An 18,092-nucleotide genomic window follows, 5' to 3' on the forward strand; every position below is an offset into this window, starting at 1 on the left:
ACCTTTATTGACCAAAAGGGTATACTGAGACAGTAGTAATCGGCTCAGAGCCGAATCCGAAGGAGGAAAGGGAATGAACTTAATTCCTACAGTCATTGAACAATCGTCACGTGGCGAACGCGCCTACGATATTTATTCACGACTCTTAAAAGACCGTATTGTCATGTTATCCGGTCCTATTGATGATGCGGTGGCTAACAGTGTAATTGCCCAACTCTTATTCTTGGATGCCCAAGATCCTGACAAGGACATTTATCTCTATATTAATTCACCAGGTGGGAGTGTCTCTGCCGGTTTAGCTATCTTCGATACTATGAACTTCATCAATGCCGATGTACAAACTATCGTAATCGGGATGGCGGCTTCTATGGGGGCTTTCCTTCTAGCGGCAGGGGAAAAGGGCAAACGCTATGCTTTACCTAACGCAGAAGTGATGATTCACCAACCTTTAGGTGGAGCCCAAGGTCAAGCGACCGAAATTGAAATTGCCGCAAAGCATATTTTGAAGACTCGCGATACGCTTAACAAGATTTTGGCCGAACGTACTGGTCAAACCCTTAAGGTTATTGCCCGCGATACAGATCGCGACAACTACATGTCAGCTGAAGAGGCGGTTAAATATGGCCTGGTTGATGCCATCATGACCAATTCTAAGAATCTCAAAAAATAATTTCAAGCAGCGCTTGCCCATTAGGGCAGGCGCTATTCTGTATCTAGGCGGCTACGTATAGGCTAGGGAAAAGCTAGAGGATTTTTCCGTATTTTCTTGACTTTAGGACTTGAAATTTGCTGAAAACAGGTGTAAGATAATGAAGTAAGCTATTTAAGCTTTACGGGGGTATAGCTCAGTTGGTAGAGCAAATGACTCTTAATCATTGGGTCTAGGGTTCGAGTCCCTATACCCCCATTGCACTCGCCTTTTGATAGGCGAGTTTTTTCTTTTTTCGGGCTGAGTTTAGTCTCAGTTTTTTACATTGTAATTCCCTACCATAACTGCTATAATCAAACTCAGTGAGGGGTCCCCTCATGGCAAAAAAACTACCCAAAAGGAGTCAATAATTGTCGAAAAAATAACCCCTATGGGGGCAACAGGAGCAATGTAATGAATAAAACGCAACACAGCGTGGTTCTCAAAGGCGTTACTAAGTCTTATGATGACCAGCAAGTCTTAAAGTCGATTGATATGGAGCTTGAAAAAGGCAAGTTCTATACCTTATTAGGTCCCTCTGGCTGCGGTAAGACAACTATCTTACGAATTATCGCAGGCTTTTCTTCGGCCACTAGTGGTCAGGTTTATTTGGATGGTGAGCCGGTCACAGACGTGCCTGCCAATCAACGGAAGGTCAATACAGTCTTTCAAGACTATGCCCTCTTCCCTCATATGAATGTTTACGACAATATTGCCTTCGGTCTATCTGTTAAAAAGGTAGATAAGGCAACAATCAAGGAAAAGGTAACGGAAGCCCTCAAGATGGTCCGACTCTCAGGTTATGAGAATCGTGCAATCTCTGAAATGTCTGGGGGTCAGCGACAACGTGTGGCTATCGCCCGTGCCTTGGTAAATGAGCCAGAAGTGCTCTTGCTAGATGAGCCTCTATCAGCTTTGGACTTGAAGTTACGTACCGATATGCAGTACGAATTGCGTGAACTGCAACGTCGACTAGGCATTACCTTCGTTTTCGTCACTCATGACCAGGAAGAAGCGCTTGCCATGTCCGACTGGATTTTTGTCATGAATAACGGGGAAATTATCCAATCAGGGACCCCAGTAGACATTTACGATGAACCAATTAACCACTATGTTGCCGACTTTATCGGTGAATCTAACATTGTGGATGCCCGCATGATTGAAGATTACCGCGTAGAATTTGTTGGTAAGGTCTTTGACTGTGAGGATGCGGGTATTCCAGCTGGTGAAATGGTTGAGATTGTTATCCGCCCCGAAGATATCGATGTCACAACGCCTGAAAAGGGCAAGCTGATTGCGACCGTCGATACCATGCTTTTCCGTGGCGTCTTCAACGAAGTCATCGCCTATGACGAAGATGGCAACGAGTGGATGATTCATACCACTAAGAAGGTAACCGCTGGGTCCAAAGTAGGTCTCTTCTTTGAACCAGATGCCATCCACGTAATGCGCTTCAATGAGTCGGAAGAAGATTTCGATGCCCGCCTAGAACAGTACGAAGACTAGGAGGGGGCCTATGAACCGCAAGTATAACCATCTCTATGCCATTCCTTATTATCTCTGGCTAGGTCTCTTCGTTATTTTACCCTTGGTCTTAGTTTTGGGTTCTTCCTTCTTTGATATTCATGGGAACTTTACCTTGGCCAACTATGCTGAGTATTTTTCTTCTATTAACTATATCAAGATGACTATGAACTCCTTTATCTATGCTGGGCTCTTGACCATCATTACGCTAGCTCTTAGCTATCCTATGGCCTATCTGCTTAGCAAAACCAAGCACCGTCAGCTCTGGATGCTTTTGGTCTTGCTGCCAACCTGGATTAACCTCTTGCTTAAGGCTTATGCCTTCATCGGCCTCTTGAGTCAGACTGGCTCAGTCAACCAATTCCTGACCTTTATGGGGATTGGACCTAAGCAGTTACTCTTTACCGATGCGGCCTTTCTCTTGGTAGCTGGTTATATCGAATTGCCATTTATGATTATGCCTATTTATAATTCTATTACGGAGATTCCACATTCCTTGATGGAAGCATCTTCAGACCTAGGGGCCTCAAAATGGGCAACCCTTCGTCGCGTTGTCTTCCCACTGTCTATGCCCGGCGTGCGTTCAGGGATTCAGGCAGTCTTTATTCCGTCCTTGTCCCTCTTCATGTTGACTCGTCTCATCGGTGGGAACCGGGTCATTACCTTGGGGACAGCCGTTGAACAACACTTCATGGTCACTCAGAACCGAGGCATGGGTTCCACCATTGGGGTAGTCCTCATGGTGCTCATGGTGCTAGTCATGTACTTAACCCGCGACCGTAAGGATAAGGGGGCTATGACTCATGAATAAGATTTTTAAGTTTTCTAACCTATATCTCTGGTTTATGTTCGCCGTTCTCTACTTGCCAATTTTCTATTTGATTTTCTACTCCTTTAATGCAGGAGGGGATATGAATAGTTTTACTGGCTTTACTTTAGACCACTATACCAAGGTCTTTGGCGATACCCGTCTTATGATTTTTATCCTCAACACCTTCATTTTAGCCCTCTTATCAGCCTTGTTGGCAACCGCCATTGGGACTTTAGGGGCAATCATGATTTACTATTTGAGACAGAAATCCAAACGTCAGTTAGTACTGAACCTTAACAATATTCTGATGGTAACGCCTGACGTTATGATTGGGGCAAGTTTCCTCATTCTCTTCAGTCTCTTGGCCATTCAATTAGGTTTCTTCAGTGTTCTCTTGGCTCACATTGCCTTCAACGTCCCAATTGTAGTCCTAATGGTACTACCGCGTCTCTATGAAATGAATGATACCATGGTGACGGCTGCTCAGGACTTAGGGGCTAACTACTTCCAAGTCTTGACTCGAGTAGTCTTGCCAAGCATCGCGTCAGGGATTATGGCCGGCTTCTTTATGGCCTTTACCTATTCTCTCGATGACTTTGCAGTCACCTTCTTCTTAGCTGGTAATGGTTTCTCAACCTTATCAGTTGAAATCTACTCGCGTGCACGTCGCGGTATTAGCCTTGAAATCAACGCCATCTCAACTTTGATGTTTATCATGAGTTTGATTTTGGTAATCGGTTATTACTTCATCCAAACAGGGGAACAACGCCGACTCAATCGTATGGCTAAGGCACAGAAGGGAGGCAGTCGACGTGCGTAAGATTGTTCAAGGGATTCTAGCGATTCTGGCTATTAGTGCTGTCCTCTTCGGTGTTCGCTATCAGTTGGAACATGCAGAAGGCTATACTGGTGACAAAGTTATTAACTTCTATAACTGGGGCGACTATATCGACCCAGAATTGCTCAAGGAATTTGAAGCTGAGACAGGCTACAAGGTCATCTATGAGACTTTCGATTCCAATGAGGCCATGATGGCTAAAATCCGTCAAGGTGGAACACCTTATGATATCACGGTTCCTAGTGAGTACATGATTCAGGAAATGATGAAGGACGGAATGATCTTGCCTTTGGATCATAGCAAACTCAGCAACTTACAGCATCTGGATCAACGTTTCTTGAACCTAGACTTCGACCCGGGTAACAAGTATTCTGTTCCTTACTTCTGGGGCACACTTGGGATTGTGTATGACACCAGCAAATACAGCGAAGAAGACTTCCAGTCATGGAATGATCTCTGGCGACCAGAATTGCGTAATGACATTCTGATTTATGATGGCGCGCGTGAGGTAATGGGGATAGGCCTCCAATCCTTGGGCTACTCCCTCAATGAAACGGATGATTTAGCGCTTGAGTTGGCGACAGTTAAGCTCAAGCAATTAATGCCGAACATCCGGGCTATGGTGTCGGATGAGATTAAGATGTATTTATCTCAAGGTGAAACGGGCGTCGGTATTACCTTCTCAGGGGAAGCCAAGACTGCCTTGGAACGTAACCCTAAGTTAGCTTATACAGTACCTAAGGAAGGTTCCAACATCTGGTTTGATAATATTGTTATTCCTAAGACGGCGCGAAATGTGGAAGGAGCCTATGCCTTGATTAACTTCCTCTTGCGCCCTGATGTGGCAGCACGTAATGCCGAGTATATTGGCTATGCAACTCCCAACAAGACTGCGATGGAGCAGTTGCCTGAAGAGGTCACGCAAGACACTGCTTTTTACCCTGACGATGAACTCATTGCTCGCTTAGAAGTTTATAAGGGCTTGGGTCAATCCAAACTCGTTGAATACAATGACCATTTCTTAGAGGTCAAGATTGAGGCTAAATAGTGAAAACCAGATTATCGACTCAAATTTTGAGCTTTTTGGTGGTCGGTGGCCTCTCAACACTCATTGACTTTGCTATCGTCTATGGTCTCAATGGTATCCTGGGCTGGCATTATCAGTTAGCAGTCCTCATCGCCTTTGTCCTAGCTACCATCTTCAATTACTGGGCAAGCATGCGTTTCACCTTCGAAAGCAAGTTTAGCCCGGAACAAAAACATCAAGAGTTTTTGCTCTTTCTAATCTTAAGCTTACTGGGTTTAGCTCTTACAGCTGGACTCATGTGGGTGGCAGTCGATGCCATGCATTGGCCGGTCATGCCAGCTAAGGTGGCGGTGACAGCTATTGTCATGGTCTTCAACTTCCTGACTCGCAAACTCTTGCTAGAAAAATAAAGTATCAAGCTGACATCTCAGGATGTTAGCTTTTTTTGTGGGGGAAAGGCTAGGGATTAAGCATGCTAAGTTAGTATTTGCGCTAGCTGATAATAAAAGTCCTTTTTATAGATCTATATATAATGAAATACCAATCTAAATTATCACAGTAATTAGCTTCAAACCCCTATAATATAGGCTATTTAGCTTATAAGCAAGGTAAGAAATATGAGTTCTATATTGTTTTCATTATAGAGTTGATGGTATACTATAGAAATAATAAGTCAGACCCTCCTCTTATTTTGAAAGAAGATTGGCAAGCCAAGACATAGTCAGCGTAGACTAGCTTGCTGCTCTTCCAAGGGGGACAAGGTCTAAGTAGCGATTGCGGAGGCTGGGGGGACCTAGCTTCTTTTTGCATATTGCTCATTATATCTTCTCTTCAAGGAGACGGGCTACTAGCTACTTTTTATGCGGCAAGTTTGGTTCTTATATTAGTTCAAAGGAATGACGCAGCATGTCAATGATTCTCTCTCTTTATCTGACCCTTATGCCAGTCATATTGGCAGGTATTGCTAATATGATATTTTGTAAATCTTCCCTATTAGACTCAGTCAACCAACCCATTGATGCTGGGCGCCTATTAGGGGACGGTCGTCGTCTTTTTGGAGCCAATAAGACTTGGAAGGGTTTCTGGGGGATGGTGTTCTGGGGTTTGCTTGCTCAACTAATTTGGGCCTATTTTCTGGCGTGTCAGCCGGATTTAGAGAAACTCCATTTGATTTATGCTCATTATCCAAATAAGCTGGCAACTAACTTTCCGCTAGGTATCCTTTTGGGCTTGGCCTATGTGGTTTTTGAATTACCTAATTCTTATCTCAAGCGTCGCCTAGATATTTCACCAGGTAAGACCGCTAAGGATGCTTGGAAGTATCCCTTTATTTTGCTGGATCAGATTGATTCCTTAATCGGGATTCTCTTGGTCTTGCACCTTTATATTTCCTTAAATTGGGCACAAATCATTGGCCTATTGCTTGTAGGGACATTGACCCACTTAGGAGTTAATCGTCTACTATATCTAGCGAAATTAAGGCAAAATCGATTATAGGAGTAATAAGATGGATACACTCTACCAAGCCAAACAGACCCCAAGCTATGGGGGGAAAATTAATCATCTTTTGAGTTTGAGGCAGCTCAATCTTCCAGTGCCAAATGGACTTATTCTATCAGCCGAGCAAGTTATGACCTGGCTAGCTGATTGCTGGCCGGAATTAGCTAGCCCAAGACTAGATTGGGAAAAGTGGCTCAAGTTAGATCGAAAAGTGGCGCAAGACCAGTTAGAAAGTCAGAATCTGCCTGCTAAATGGGAGGCAGCTATGGAGATTTTTATAGAGGACGGTAAAACCTATATTGTTCGCAGTAGTGCTCTCTTGGAGGACCAGGCGACAACTTCTTTTGCCGGTCAATATGACTCGATATCAGATTGCCAGACCATGTCATCAATTGCAGCTGGGATTAAAGCTTGCATCTTGTCATTACTTAAACCTCAAGCCCTTGCTTATTGGCATCGGCAAGAGAAATCCTGGCAGGACTTTGGCTTAGCCATTTTAATCCAGGAGCAATGTCAGCCTGATTATAGTGGGGTCTACTTCACCTTGAACCCTGAATCCAATCAAGACCAAGAGATGCTGATTGAGTATGTAGCGGGAGCGGGAGAGCAGTTAGTCAGTGGTCGCGTGAATCCGGAACGATTAAGCTTAGCCTGGTATGAGCCGGATTTGAAGCAAGCTGCAGCCAGTGGTCTATCTCAAGCCCTACTGGCCAGACTTCATGAACAAGCCATGCTTATTAGCGCCCACTTTGGTCGCCCTATGGATGTTGAGTGGTGTGCCTGCGGTGACCAAGTCTATCTAGTTCAGGCTCGCCCTATGACGACGCTGCCTACTCGAGTCAGCCAAGGGCGTTGGACGACAGCTAATTTTCGCGATGGCGGTGTGGCAGCCCAATCCTGCCCTAATCTCATGTGGAGTCTCTACTTTGATGCTTGGCAAGAGTCCTTGTCGAGCTTCTTGGAGGCCATTGACTTAGCCCCTAGTGGTCCTATGCCGGACTTGATGCGCCGGCACCATGCTCGTCCCTACTGGAATTTAGGGGTAGTCAAAGTAGCCATGCAGCAAATTCCTGGTTACATTGAACGGGATTTCGATGATGAGCTAGGGGTTAATAAGGATTACGAGGGTAGAGGATACCGAAGTCAGTTAAGTTTGGGTCTTCTGACACGCTTCATCAAGGTGGCTTGGAAGACACAAAGCCTTACCAAAAAGTTCATGAAAGCAGCTCCTGAAAACTTAACTAATTTACAGGACAACTTTAAGCAGCTAGAGTCCGAGATTGCAATCCTAAGTTACGAAACGCCCTTGGAACAAGTTGAGACCCTCTGGCGTCAAGTCGTCTTAGACTGCTACAGGAAAACGGAGCAGACTTATTTCTGGCAAGCCTACATCAATACGGTCCAACTCTCCATGCAAAAGACACGGCTACTCAAATGGTTAAGCCAAGACCAGTTCTTTCAATTGATTGCAGACCTAGGTAATATTTCCCATACCCAGCCTTTAGAAGAAATGCTAGCCTTAGCTAGTATGATTCGAAGTCGGCCTCTGATAAAAAACGATTGGACGCAGCAAACAGTGCCAGGCTTATTAGAACTTGCACAGCAGGAAGGGCAGCGGGATGATTTTAAGGCCTTAGCTGATTTTATGGCTAAGTTTGGCCATCATTCAAGGCGGGAACTGGACTTGAGAGTGCCGAGTTATATGGAAGAACCTAAACAAATTTTTGAACTAATCCAACGCCTAGTTCTTGACGATGTCTATTATGATAAGGCGCAAAAGTCTCTGGTCAGACAGCATAAGGATCAAGGGCTACCTAGTGGCCTGACAGGACGTCAAAGCCGCAAGATTAAGGAGATTGCTACCTCCTTACGTCACTTATTGTGGTGGCGAGAAGAATTTAAGGATTGCTCAACGCATGCCTACCACCTGATTCGGCAAGTTAGTCTAGCTTTGGGTCGAGCCTATCTTAAACAAGGCTACCTAGAGCAAGTGGAGGATATCTTCTATCTGACCAAATGGGATCTCTTAGCCTTCATGAATGACAAAGATAGAAGTATTGACATACAGCAACTAGTCAAACAGGATCGCCATTATTGCCAGTCCTATGATAAATGTCAGGCGCTAGGAGATTTAACAGAAGGTAATTTCCAACCGCTCCCACAAGGCAGTCGAGAGGCTTACTTGAGTGGTATGCCTGCTAGCAGTGGTCAGGTCACGGGGCGAGTGCGCGTGATTTTAGACTTGGCAGATATAGCTAGCATTCAACCGGGTGAGATTTTAGTGACAGCTTATACCGATACGGGTTGGAGCTATGTCTTTGGCATCTTGGGAGGCCTGATTACGGAGACGGGCGGGGTACTCTGTCATGCCTCCATTGTGGCCCGTGAATGTGGTATTCCGGCTCTGGTTTGTGTCCAAGAAGCAAGCAAGAGGCTCAAAACGGGCATGCTAGTCACGCTAGATGCAGAGAAAGGAAAGATTCATCTACATGAAGATTAAAAACTATTTGATTGGAGAGTATGATAAGTCGGTCATACTTACTTACTTGGGAGCAACCTTTGCTTTAGTAGCTATCTATTGGATCTTACAAGGGCAGGTCCGGCTGGCCATGATGGCCTTTATCCTTAGTGGAATTTGTGATCTCTTCGACGGCGTAGTGGCTAGACGCTTACCACGGACACCTGAACAGGAACGTTTTGGCATTGAAATTGATTCACTCTGCGACATGATTAGCTTTGCTGCCCTGCCAGCTTTTCTTCTCATGTCTCAGCTAGCCCTTGGACCTGCCAATCTCTTGCCAGCTATTATCTATGTGCTAGCAGCCGTGACGCGCTTGGGCCACTTTAATCGCTTGGCCAAGCATGATGAGGGCAGTGGGCAATATTTTGTCGGGGTTCCCGTTACTTATGGCGCCTTGTGCTTTCCCTTAAGCTATCTATTAGGTCAATGGCTGGCGCCTGGACTCTATACTTGGCTTTGGTTGGGATTAGCCTTTCTCTTAAGCGGCCTATTCGTCTGGAATCAGCCCATTCCTAAGCCTAACAAGAAGGCTTATCTGGCTTTTGCCTTATTAGCGATTCTTAGTCTAATCGGGCTTTGGGTATTGCCTTATGGTTAAGGTCTACCAGCGTCAAAGTGGTCGGGTCATAGAGCCTGTGGTCTATCAAGAAGGCTTGGTTAATCGCCTCTACCAGACTAGATGGGGGCGATGGCTCCTCCCTCTGTTGACACGGCCTAGCATCTCCTATCTGCTGACCCTAAGTGATTACTTGCCTTGGTCAAAAGCTAAGGTAAGAAAGTTCCTAGAGACCTATGACCTGTCTCTGGCTGACTACCAAGAGGGGACCTATCCCCACTTTGCAGCCTTTTTCCAGCGAAAAATTCAGCCAGACTTACGCCCTGTCTGTCCAGAAGGGGAAGTATTGGCCGTAGCCGACGCCAAATTACAAGTTTTTGATATTCATGAAGACTTAAGTTTGGTCTTAAAGGGCCAAAGCTATGATTTGGCAGAATTATTGGAAGATGACCAACTAGCGCAGTCCTTCCAAGGTGGGCTAGCCTTAGTATTCCGTCTAGGGGTCGAAGACTTGCATCGCTATTTAGCCATTGAATCTGGGGTAATTACCCATCAGAAAAGCATCAAGGGCAAGTTGCATAGTGTAAGGGAAGTAGCCCAAGCCCAGCGTTTGATTTATCGTGAGAATAGCCGGCATTACTGTCTGATTGAGACAGAAGAGGGGCCAGTTCTCCAGATGGAAATTGGTGCACTGCTAGTCGGTCGAATTTATAACCATCATCAAACTTACCTAGTCAGAGGCCAGGAGAAGGGCTACTTTGGCTTAGGTGGGTCCACTATCGTCGTACTATATCCAGCAAATCGTATTGAGCTGGACCAAGATATTAGATATTACTCAGACTTAGGTATCGAAAGCCAGGTCAGAATGGGTGAAAGGATAGGTGTTAAACATGTTTAAGCGTTTAGCGATTTATTATAAGGAAATGTTTCCGCTGGGGTCGCGTTTTATCGTGGCAGCCATTATGTTTTTCGAGATTTATTTTGTCCTCTTGTTAAATGACGGGGTGACCAGCTTTAATTTCAACCATCAAGAATTGATTGGGATTTTCACCATTTTTGTATTCTTGATGATTTTACGCATTGCAGATGACTTCAAGGACTATGAGACCGACCAACGACTCTTCCCCCATCGGGCTTTGCCGTCAGGGCGGGTCAAGAAAAAGGACTTGGCTATCGCCTTAGCCTTTATCGTCACGGTCTCTGTTATGTTGAATATCTTCTTCATGAATAATATCTTTTGGTTCCTCTTCCTCTATATCTACGGAACCTTGATGTCTTTCTGGTTCTTTAAGCGAGATAAAATTCAGAATTCATTGCCTTTAGCCTTGGTGACCCATAATCCGGTCATGATGATTCTGAATCTTTATACTATTTCCTTCGTATGTTATAAGTACAATCTGCCCCTATTGTCAGTTCCGACCGTCCTCTTGGCCTTCACCATGTACTTCCCAAGCTTGATTTGGGAAGTCTGTCGTAAGATTCGAGCACCAAAAGATGAGACAGAATATGTGACTTACTCCAAGCTCTTCGGTTATAAGAAGGCTACCCGTTTCATCGAAATAGTCACTATTCTGGATATTATGACCAACTTCCTTCTGCTCTGGAATATTTCTCATGTAGGGGTCGTGGTCTTGGTGCTTAATGTTATCTGGATGACGGTTCAGTTCGAACAGTTCATTAAGGACCCAACCCTCTTCAATATCCGGGAAAGAGTTGAGCGTTATACCTATATTACTGAGACCACCATGGTCGTCTCAGTAGCTGTCTACCTCTTGATGGGAGTCTTCTAATGAAACAAGTCTATGATCCCCAGAAAGTGGGAGGGAAAGCCTACCACCTCATGGAAATGACCAAAGCTGGGCTACCAGTTCCTAGTTTTGCTGTCTTTGCCTTTGACTGTTTTGATCAAGCGGACAGCATGGATTTCCTGGCTAGTCAGGAAGCAGCCTATCAGGCGGGTAATCTAAGTTTGGATCAGCTGAGTCAAGAACTACTGGCTTGGGCTAAAGAGAGTTTTGCTAAGGAAGATTTAAGTCCTGTGCTGAGCTGGGCCAAGCAAACTTTCCCATCTGGTCAGGTGCGTTTGGCAGTTCGTTCATCTGCTAGCATTGAAGACGGTGCCGTCTCATCTTTTGCCGGGCAATTTGAAAGCCATCTAGATGTCCCAATCGACCACTTACCCCAGTCTCTAGAGCATACTTTCTTGTCCCTCTATCAGGTATCCGCTCTAGCTTATCTCTTTAAGCAAGGGATTAGCCTGCCGGAAGCTCAGATGAACTGTTTGGTTCAAGTCATGATTAAGGGAGATTTATCTGGTGTTTATTTTACAGCCAACCCTAAGGGAATTCTCAACGAGCACATTGTGGTTGTGGGACAGGGATTAGGTGATCAAATTGTAGAAGATAAGGTGCCTACTAGCATGGTGACTTATCATCCGGCAGATCAGCTATCCTATACGGAACAAGAGCCAGGCGCCCCAAGTTTAACAACTAGTCAATTAGGGGACCTAGAATCCTTAGCCCAGCAAGCCATGGCGCTTTTTGGCCCCTATCTGGATTTGGAGTTTACCTTCCAAGGAGACCGGCTCTACATCTTACAGGCTCGTCCCATTACTACTTTGCCACAAGGCAAGCAAATCATTCTGGATAATAGTAATATTGTGGAGAGCTATCCAGGTCTCTCTACACCCTTAACTATCAGTTTTATTCAAGAAGCCTATGCGAGTATATTCCGTGGCTTGGCTCAAAGGTTGGTGGGCAAGGAGGCAGCTGAATTGGCTGCCTATGAGCCGACCTTCCAGAATATGCTCTGTCCAGTCAATAGTCGAGTCTACTATCAAATTCAAAGTTGGTACCAGCTTCTGCAATTGTTGCCTTTCTCTAAAAAGATTATTCCTATCTGGCAAGATATGCTGGGTGTGAGGGAGACGGAAGTACCGGCCATGCCGGTCCATCTCTCGCCTTGGAAACGACTTAAGATTATGGGCCGAATCGTGCGTGAGTTTTTCACTGCGCCTAAGCAAATGGCCCAGCTAGAACAGGAATTCATCCGGATTCAAGCAGTCTTTCAAGAGCGCTTCTCGCCAGATGCGGATTTAGAGCAGTTGATAGCTCTAGTTGTACAGCTTAAGGATGAGATTCTAGCACATTGGGATATTACCTTGATTAATGATCTTTATGCCTTTGTCTATACGGGTTTATTGAAAAAGTCGCGTCATGGACAAGATGTTCAGGCAGAAATCGCCGGTATTGAACAGATTGAAAGTATGCGGCCGGCGCTAGCCCTTCAGGACTTAGTTGAGGAGCTCAAGCATCCCAACAACCAAGCTCTTCGTCAGACACTAGAAAATGAAGATGCAGCAGACTTTTTAAATCGACAAGATCCCTTAGTAGCCAAGATCCTAGATTTTATCCAAGAATTTGGTGACCGGGCACCCGAAGAACTGAAACTAGAAACACCGACCTTCCGTACCCATCCACAAGGCCTCTTATCCTTGTTGGTTCAAATGTGCCAGCAAGACGCTCCTGACCTAAAAGCCTCAAGTGCCGCAAGCAATCGACCAAGGAGTTGGTGGACGAGCTTTTTACGCCGTCGCGCTATGACTGGCGTTAAGTACCGAGAAAGCTCAAGACTAAATCGGACACGGATTTATGGGATGATGCGGATGATTTTTCGAGCCATTGGGGCGCAACTTGCCAAGCAAGGCTATTTAGAGACAGAAGAAGACATCTTCTATCTGACCAAGGAAGAAATCTTTGAATTGGCCAGACAGCCACACTCAGTATCGGACCTGATTGCAGAAAGACGTGCCAAGCTAGCGGGTGACAGGACCTTACCAAACTTCAGCCGCTATGTTTTCTTGGGTCAAGTATTTGAGAAGTTTGTGCGATTTTCAGGGCAGGCACGTAGCCAATTGAGTCGGGCAGAACACCTTCAAGGGATTGGTTGCTCGCCTGGTCGAGTTAAGGGCCAAGTGCTAGTAGTGGACGATGTTCAAGCCATTGAATCTGCTCAAGGTAAGATTATGGTAACCAGAATGACAGATCCAGGGTGGGTCTATCTCTTAACTCAAGCCCAAGGGGTCATCGCTGAGCAAGGATCCCTCCTGTCTCATACAGCCATTATTTCGCGTGAGCTAGGCATTCCATCAGTTGTGAATGTGCGGGGTGCTACGCAATTGCTGAAAAGTGGGGATTGGATTGAGATGGATGGCTTAAGCGGCCAAGTAACCATTTTGGAGGAGGCGGACCATGCTGACCATTAAAGCTGTGCAGCCTCATTCGCCGGAGCTAGTCGACTTTCTAGCCTTGCCGCAGAAACTTTACGGAAAGGGGCACTTAATGCAGTCACCTGAAGAGGAAGAAAGTCTGATTAGTGGGACCCATCCACTTAGCCCGGAAATAGAAGTGAGAGCCTTTGCCGGTTACCAAGACCAGCAAGTTCAGATTCGAGGCTTGCTGACTTATTATCCAGTCGATGGCACTTGCTTCTTAGGCTATTTTGAGTCCTTAGATGATGTGGACATGACCAAGCAGTTTATAGCTTACATAGCTGAACAGGCCCGCAACTTAGGGGCTGAAAAACTCATTGGCCCTGTTCAGGCTAGTTTTTGGTTAGGCTATCGCATGCAGCTATCTGGCCATGAGGACTTACCTTTTACTGGCGAGCCCCATCAGCCGGCTTATTACCCCAAGCTCTGGGAGGCAGCGGGATTCAAACTGACCGAAAGCTATCTGTCTAATTTCTATCCTAAGGTAAGTCCCACTACCCAGGAAGCCAAACTAGCTAAGCGTTATGAGGCTGCCTTAGCAGCAGGGATTAAGATTCGATCCCCCCACAAGTCGGATTGGACTGAGGTGTCCTTACAAGTGTTTGAACTCTTGAATCGACTTTACCGAGATTTTCCTATTTACCGTTCCTTGCAGGGGAGGCAATTTAGTGCTATCTTCGAGAAGTATCGTTTTATTCTGGATTTTTCTATGGTTAAGTTGGCCTATCAGGAGGAAAAGCTAGTGGGTTTTCTGATTACCATGCCAGACTATGGAGCCTTGGTTTATCAAAAGTTAAATTTATTTACTTTAGCCAAATTGCTTTGGATTAAGCATCGAGCCAAACGCTACATCATACTCTACCTAGGAGTAGATCCGCAGTATTTGGGTTTGGGGTCAGCACTGAGCTACCCAATTTTTAAGGAAGCTCAAGCTAGAGGGGCTTCTGCCGTTGGCGCCTTAATACATCAGCATACACTGACACGTCACTATGCTGCTGACTTACAGGGAACTAGCCATACTTATGGACTCTATCAACTCTTACTATAAAAAAAGCTCGCACTTGAGATAAGTGCGAGCTTTTTACATGGTTTTAAATAGAGGGACTAGGATTTCTGAGATTTAACGGTTTTCGTCACTAACCGCATCAATTGATGGGCAAAAGCCAGGTTCACCACCATGAAAATTAGCCCTAGCAAGGTCCAGATTAGGAGGCTTAGGAGGCTATAGTTCGTTTGATCGATTACTTGCTTGATAATCAAGATGCTGGGGGGAAGCAGCACTAGGCTGCTAGCTAGGGCAGGAATATATTTTCTGATCAGGATGCTTTGGATCAGGTGGATGAAGAGATGCAGGCTGAAGGCTATAAAGGCTCCCAACCAGACCAGATAGTTAGCAAAATACAGGCTAGCGCCGGTGATGATAATCACCACTAGATACTCCTCTAAGACTGCCACTGCAAAGCCTGAAGGGGAAAAGTGTTCATAGGCAGCTGCAATTCTAGGGTACTTGTCTAAAATCGCTTGATTTTTGTCCAACCATGGACCAAAACCAATGATTTCTTCCATCTCATGTAGCATAAAAATGACGGGAAATAACCACAAAAGATTTTCCATAATTTGCTTCCTCCCTTAGCTTTTTACATTTGCATTATAGCGCTTCAAGACCAGTATTTCAATCATACTGCATGTATAAAATAGACAGCTAGATGAGACTTTGGGTCGTAAGATGAGAATCGCATAAGATTAGTTGTTTTCTCATCAGATATGAGCTAAAATGTAAGGCTAAAGACTTGTTTCTGAGCACCGTTTGCGGTACACTATGCGTGAGAATACGTATACATAGAAAGAGAGAGAAATATTGTGACAGATTTAAATCCAAATCAGGCGGTGGGATTGGCTACCAAAGCAGTCAGAACGGTTGATTTTGATCAAGAATTTGCCTATGACGGACCTTTAGGTGCCTTCTACACACCACAATCAACACGGTTTATCGTTTGGGCACCAACGGCTAAGAATGTGACCGTTGAAATTTATGAATCCAACCAGCCAGATAGCAACTTAGCTAGTGCCCACGTCATGCGACGTGGTGAACGCGGTACTTGGGTGATCGAGATTTTAGGAGACTTGCACTTAACTGCCTACACTTACCTATTAGACCATGGTTCATTAGGCCTTAAACGCAGTCAAGACCCGTATGCCATTGCGGCAGTAGTTAATGGTGACCGCAGTGTAGTGGTCAACCCAGCAGCCACTCAAGTGGAGGGCTTTGACCGTATGCCGTCTTTTGGCAAGGCGACCGATGCTATTATCTACGAACTCAATGTCCGCGACTTCTCAGTAGCGGAAGATTCGGGCATTTCAGCCAAAGGTAAGTTCTTAGGGCTTGCCGAAGCAGGCACTCATACCTCTAATGGCCAAATCACTGGCTTAGACTACCTTAAGTCGCTGGGCTTTACCCATTTGCAATTATTACCAATTTATGATTACGCGACAGTAGATGAGACAGAAGCCAAACCAACAGCCTACAACTGGGGCTATGATCCTAAGAACTACAATGTGCCAGAAGGCTCCTATGCGACGGATCCTTATAATCCGCTTAGCCGGATTTTAGAACTCAAGCAAACCATTAAGACCCTTCACGACAATGGTATGCGCGTCATTATGGACGTGGTCTATAATCACGTTTATCAGTTTGACTTGCAAGCCTTCCAGAAGATTGTACCAGGTTATTTCTTCCGTTATGACCAGGCAGGTAACTTGTCTAATGGGACGGGGGTCGGCAACGATACCGCTTCTGAACGCTATATGATGCGCCGCTATATCTTGGATTCCATTCTTTACTGGACACGAGAATTCAAATTAGATGGCTTCCGCTTCGACTTAATGGGGATTCATGACGTTGAAACCATGTTGGCCGTACGTCAAGCCCTGAATGAAATTGATCCTTCCATTATCGTTTTAGGCGAGGGTTGGAACCTGGGGACTATGTTGCCTTATGAAGACAAGGCTGCCCAACACAATGCCTACCGTATGCCTGGAGTGGCTCACTTTAACGATTCCATTCGTAATGCCCTCAAAGGTGGTAACTTCAACAAGCAAGAAGGCGGCTATGTCAATGGACGTCCTGATTTAGAAAAGTTAGTGGCTCAGAACCTCTTAGTAGGGATTCCTAACTCGGCTTATGCTAGTCCAGACCAAGTCGTCCACTATGTTGAGGCCCACGATGACTTAACCCTTTATGACAAGTTGTGTTACACTCATCCGCATGATTCTGAAGAAGTTCGTGTTCGTCGAGCCTTAATGGCGACCAGTTTGGTCCTCTTGGCGCAAGGGATTCCCTTCATTCATGCTGGTCAAGAATTCTTAAGAACCAAGAGACTGATAGAGAATACCTACAATGCACCGGATGAAATCAACCAATTTGACTGGAACCGAGTAGCGGAACATCAAGACACGGTGGATTATGTCCGTGGCTTAATCAAGTTGCGTAAGAGCTCACCACTCTTCCGCCAAAACTCTTATGATGAAATTCTCAACTCCTTGGCTGTCTATCAGTTACATGATGGCGTCATTGCCTACCAATTGGAAGATGAGAATTCTGCTTATTTCGTTATGATTAATGCCAATGATTGGCGCATGCCAATTACTTATCTGCCACATGGTCTCTACCGCAAGGTAATCGTCGACTATACGGCACCATTGGAAGAAGGCCAAGTCTTCGACCTTAATGGTCACTACGAAATGCCAGGCCTGTCTGTGACCGTCTTGGAACGCGTTGAGAAGGCAGAATAAGTACACAAATCAATCCGACCACTCAAGTGGTCGGATTTTTGTTTGTCAGCATGCAAAAAAAGAGCCGCTAAAGCGACTCCAAACTTATCTAACTTAGCCTTCTACAGGGAAGAGATCTAGAATTTGACCGGTGTAAATATCGCAGACGAATTGATAGTGAACCAATTGTTCCCCTTCATAGCGACTAATGCCCCCAATATAAACTTGAGGTTGGCTTTCTAATTCAGGGTATTCAACCGGAACATAGTGAATCCAAGAACCTTCAATCGGTCCTTGTTTAGCAAATTCAGCCTTAACTTCGGCTAGGACCCGGCTCGGGCGTTTAGGTTGGGATTCCAAGTAAAAGAGGGTCCCAGCCACGCCGACAATAGCGCCGGTTAAGAGTAGGAGGCCACCGATGAGGCCTTTACGTGGAGTAGATGACATAGTATTTTTCCTTCTTTCATAGGCATGGTGCGCGCTCCATCAGGGAGCGGTAGGTGGGGGCGCACAGGCTTGTGCTCCGTACTCTTAGTGTAACACAAATTCGAGTACAATTCATTGATTTTACTAAGCGCTCGTGAGA

16 protein-coding genes and 1 tRNA gene are annotated in these 18,092 nt (G+C 45.4%); 15 read left to right on the top strand and 2 right to left on the bottom strand.

Annotation, left to right across the window (positions count from 1 at the left end; translation table 11 throughout):
- Nucleotides 1-73 precede the first annotated feature (73 nt).
- The 14 genes from clpP (at nt 74) to RWO08_RS00395 (ending at nt 14,783) form a co-directional block, all read left to right on the top strand.
- Nucleotides 74-670 (top strand): ATP-dependent Clp endopeptidase proteolytic subunit ClpP, encoded by a 597-nt coding sequence (gene clpP, locus RWO08_RS00330; protein ID WP_023391133.1) that lies wholly within the window; start codon nt 74-76, stop codon nt 668-670.
- Between the two features lie 164 nt (nt 671-834).
- Nucleotides 835-907: transfer RNA gene (locus RWO08_RS00335), tRNA-Lys, on the top strand.
- A gap of 195 nt (nt 908-1,102) precedes the next feature.
- Entirely contained in the window at nt 1,103-2,194 is a 1,092-nt protein-coding gene (locus tag RWO08_RS00340) for an ABC transporter ATP-binding protein (RefSeq protein ID WP_268442018.1), read from the top strand.
- 10 nt (nt 2,195-2,204) lie between these two features.
- Nucleotides 2,205-3,023, top strand: a complete 819-nt coding sequence (locus RWO08_RS00345; protein WP_023391131.1) for an ABC transporter permease — start codon at nt 2,205-2,207, stop codon at nt 3,021-3,023.
- A complete protein-coding gene (locus RWO08_RS00350) occupies nt 3,016-3,843 on the top strand; it encodes an ABC transporter permease (RefSeq protein ID WP_314210977.1) in 828 nt (275 codons plus the stop codon). The genes RWO08_RS00345 and RWO08_RS00350 overlap by 8 nt, the downstream gene beginning before the upstream one ends.
- Nucleotides 3,836-4,909 (top strand): ABC transporter substrate-binding protein, encoded by a 1,074-nt coding sequence (locus RWO08_RS00355; protein WP_314210978.1) that lies wholly within the window; start codon nt 3,836-3,838, stop codon nt 4,907-4,909. The genes RWO08_RS00350 and RWO08_RS00355 overlap by 8 nt, the downstream gene beginning before the upstream one ends.
- The gene (locus RWO08_RS00360; RefSeq protein WP_180363300.1) at nt 4,909-5,298 is read left to right on the top strand and encodes a GtrA family protein; all 390 of its coding nucleotides are present in this window, start codon (nt 4,909-4,911) and stop codon (nt 5,296-5,298) included. Before RWO08_RS00355 ends, RWO08_RS00360 begins: the two co-directional genes overlap by 1 nt.
- Nucleotides 5,299-5,794: 496 nt before the next feature.
- On the top strand, nt 5,795-6,385 hold the full coding sequence (locus RWO08_RS00365; RefSeq protein ID WP_306486105.1) for a CDP-archaeol synthase: 591 nt from the start codon (nt 5,795-5,797) through the stop codon (nt 6,383-6,385).
- Nucleotides 6,386-6,395: 10 nt separating this feature from the next.
- The gene (locus tag RWO08_RS00370) at nt 6,396-8,888 is read left to right on the top strand and encodes a PEP/pyruvate-binding domain-containing protein (protein WP_314210979.1); all 2,493 of its coding nucleotides are present in this window, start codon (nt 6,396-6,398) and stop codon (nt 8,886-8,888) included.
- Nucleotides 8,878-9,507, top strand: a complete 630-nt coding sequence (locus tag RWO08_RS00375) for a phosphatidylcholine/phosphatidylserine synthase (RefSeq protein WP_070756562.1) — start codon at nt 8,878-8,880, stop codon at nt 9,505-9,507. Before RWO08_RS00370 ends, RWO08_RS00375 begins: the two co-directional genes overlap by 11 nt.
- Nucleotides 9,500-10,363, top strand: coding sequence for a phosphatidylserine decarboxylase (locus RWO08_RS00380; RefSeq protein ID WP_291427861.1), 864 nt, complete (start codon nt 9,500-9,502; stop codon nt 10,361-10,363). Before RWO08_RS00375 ends, RWO08_RS00380 begins: the two co-directional genes overlap by 8 nt.
- Entirely contained in the window at nt 10,356-11,255 is a 900-nt protein-coding gene (locus RWO08_RS00385) for a UbiA family prenyltransferase (protein ID WP_291427859.1), read from the top strand. The genes RWO08_RS00380 and RWO08_RS00385 overlap by 8 nt, the downstream gene beginning before the upstream one ends.
- A complete protein-coding gene (locus RWO08_RS00390; RefSeq protein ID WP_314210980.1) occupies nt 11,255-13,729 on the top strand; it encodes a phosphoenolpyruvate synthase in 2,475 nt (824 codons plus the stop codon). Before RWO08_RS00385 ends, RWO08_RS00390 begins: the two co-directional genes overlap by 1 nt.
- The gene (locus RWO08_RS00395) at nt 13,716-14,783 is read left to right on the top strand and encodes a hypothetical protein (RefSeq protein WP_314210981.1); all 1,068 of its coding nucleotides are present in this window, start codon (nt 13,716-13,718) and stop codon (nt 14,781-14,783) included. The genes RWO08_RS00390 and RWO08_RS00395 overlap by 14 nt, the downstream gene beginning before the upstream one ends.
- Nucleotides 14,784-14,839: 56 nt before the next feature.
- Here RWO08_RS00395 and RWO08_RS00400 read toward each other — a convergent pair whose 3' ends face one another.
- On the bottom strand, nt 14,840-15,349 hold the full coding sequence (locus RWO08_RS00400) for an HXXEE domain-containing protein (RefSeq protein WP_314210982.1): 510 nt from the start codon (nt 15,347-15,349) through the stop codon (nt 14,840-14,842).
- 246 nt (nt 15,350-15,595) lie between these two features.
- Here RWO08_RS00400 and pulA point away from each other — a divergent pair, with 246 nt between their 5' ends.
- Nucleotides 15,596-17,527, top strand: a complete 1,932-nt coding sequence (pulA, locus tag RWO08_RS00405) for a type I pullulanase (protein ID WP_314210983.1) — start codon at nt 15,596-15,598, stop codon at nt 17,525-17,527.
- A gap of 93 nt (nt 17,528-17,620) precedes the next feature.
- Here pulA and RWO08_RS00410 read toward each other — a convergent pair whose 3' ends face one another.
- Nucleotides 17,621-17,953: a hypothetical protein gene (locus RWO08_RS00410; RefSeq protein WP_268444765.1), complete on the bottom strand. Its 333-nt coding sequence runs from the start codon at nt 17,951-17,953 to the stop codon at nt 17,621-17,623.
- Nucleotides 17,954-18,092: the final 139 nt, after the last annotated feature.

Source organism: uncultured Abiotrophia sp. (assembly GCF_963520105.1).
Lineage (GTDB): Bacteria > Bacillota > Bacilli > Lactobacillales > Aerococcaceae > Abiotrophia.

Excerpts from the sequence above, each read along its gene's own strand:
- clpP (WP_023391133.1), top strand. The coding sequence starts at position 74 with ATGAACTTAATTCCTACAGTCATTGAACAATCGTCACGTGGCGAACGC.
- RWO08_RS00340 (WP_268442018.1), top strand. The coding sequence starts at position 1,103 with ATGAATAAAACGCAACACAGCGTGGTTCTCAAAGGCGTTACTAAGTCT.
- RWO08_RS00345 (WP_023391131.1), top strand. The coding sequence starts at position 2,205 with ATGAACCGCAAGTATAACCATCTCTATGCCATTCCTTATTATCTCTGG.
- RWO08_RS00350 (WP_314210977.1), top strand. The coding sequence starts at position 3,016 with ATGAATAAGATTTTTAAGTTTTCTAACCTATATCTCTGGTTTATGTTC.
- RWO08_RS00365 (WP_306486105.1), top strand. The coding sequence starts at position 5,795 with ATGTCAATGATTCTCTCTCTTTATCTGACCCTTATGCCAGTCATATTG.
- RWO08_RS00370 (WP_314210979.1), top strand. The coding sequence starts at position 6,396 with ATGGATACACTCTACCAAGCCAAACAGACCCCAAGCTATGGGGGGAAA.
- RWO08_RS00375 (WP_070756562.1), top strand. The coding sequence starts at position 8,878 with ATGAAGATTAAAAACTATTTGATTGGAGAGTATGATAAGTCGGTCATA.
- RWO08_RS00380 (WP_291427861.1), top strand. The coding sequence starts at position 9,500 with ATGGTTAAGGTCTACCAGCGTCAAAGTGGTCGGGTCATAGAGCCTGTG.
- RWO08_RS00385 (WP_291427859.1), top strand. The coding sequence starts at position 10,356 with ATGTTTAAGCGTTTAGCGATTTATTATAAGGAAATGTTTCCGCTGGGG.
- RWO08_RS00390 (WP_314210980.1), top strand. The coding sequence starts at position 11,255 with ATGAAACAAGTCTATGATCCCCAGAAAGTGGGAGGGAAAGCCTACCAC.
- RWO08_RS00395 (WP_314210981.1), top strand. The coding sequence starts at position 13,716 with ATGCTGACCATTAAAGCTGTGCAGCCTCATTCGCCGGAGCTAGTCGAC.
- RWO08_RS00400 (WP_314210982.1), bottom strand. The coding sequence starts at position 15,349 with ATGGAAAATCTTTTGTGGTTATTTCCCGTCATTTTTATGCTACATGAG.
- RWO08_RS00410 (WP_268444765.1), bottom strand. The coding sequence starts at position 17,953 with ATGTCATCTACTCCACGTAAAGGCCTCATCGGTGGCCTCCTACTCTTA.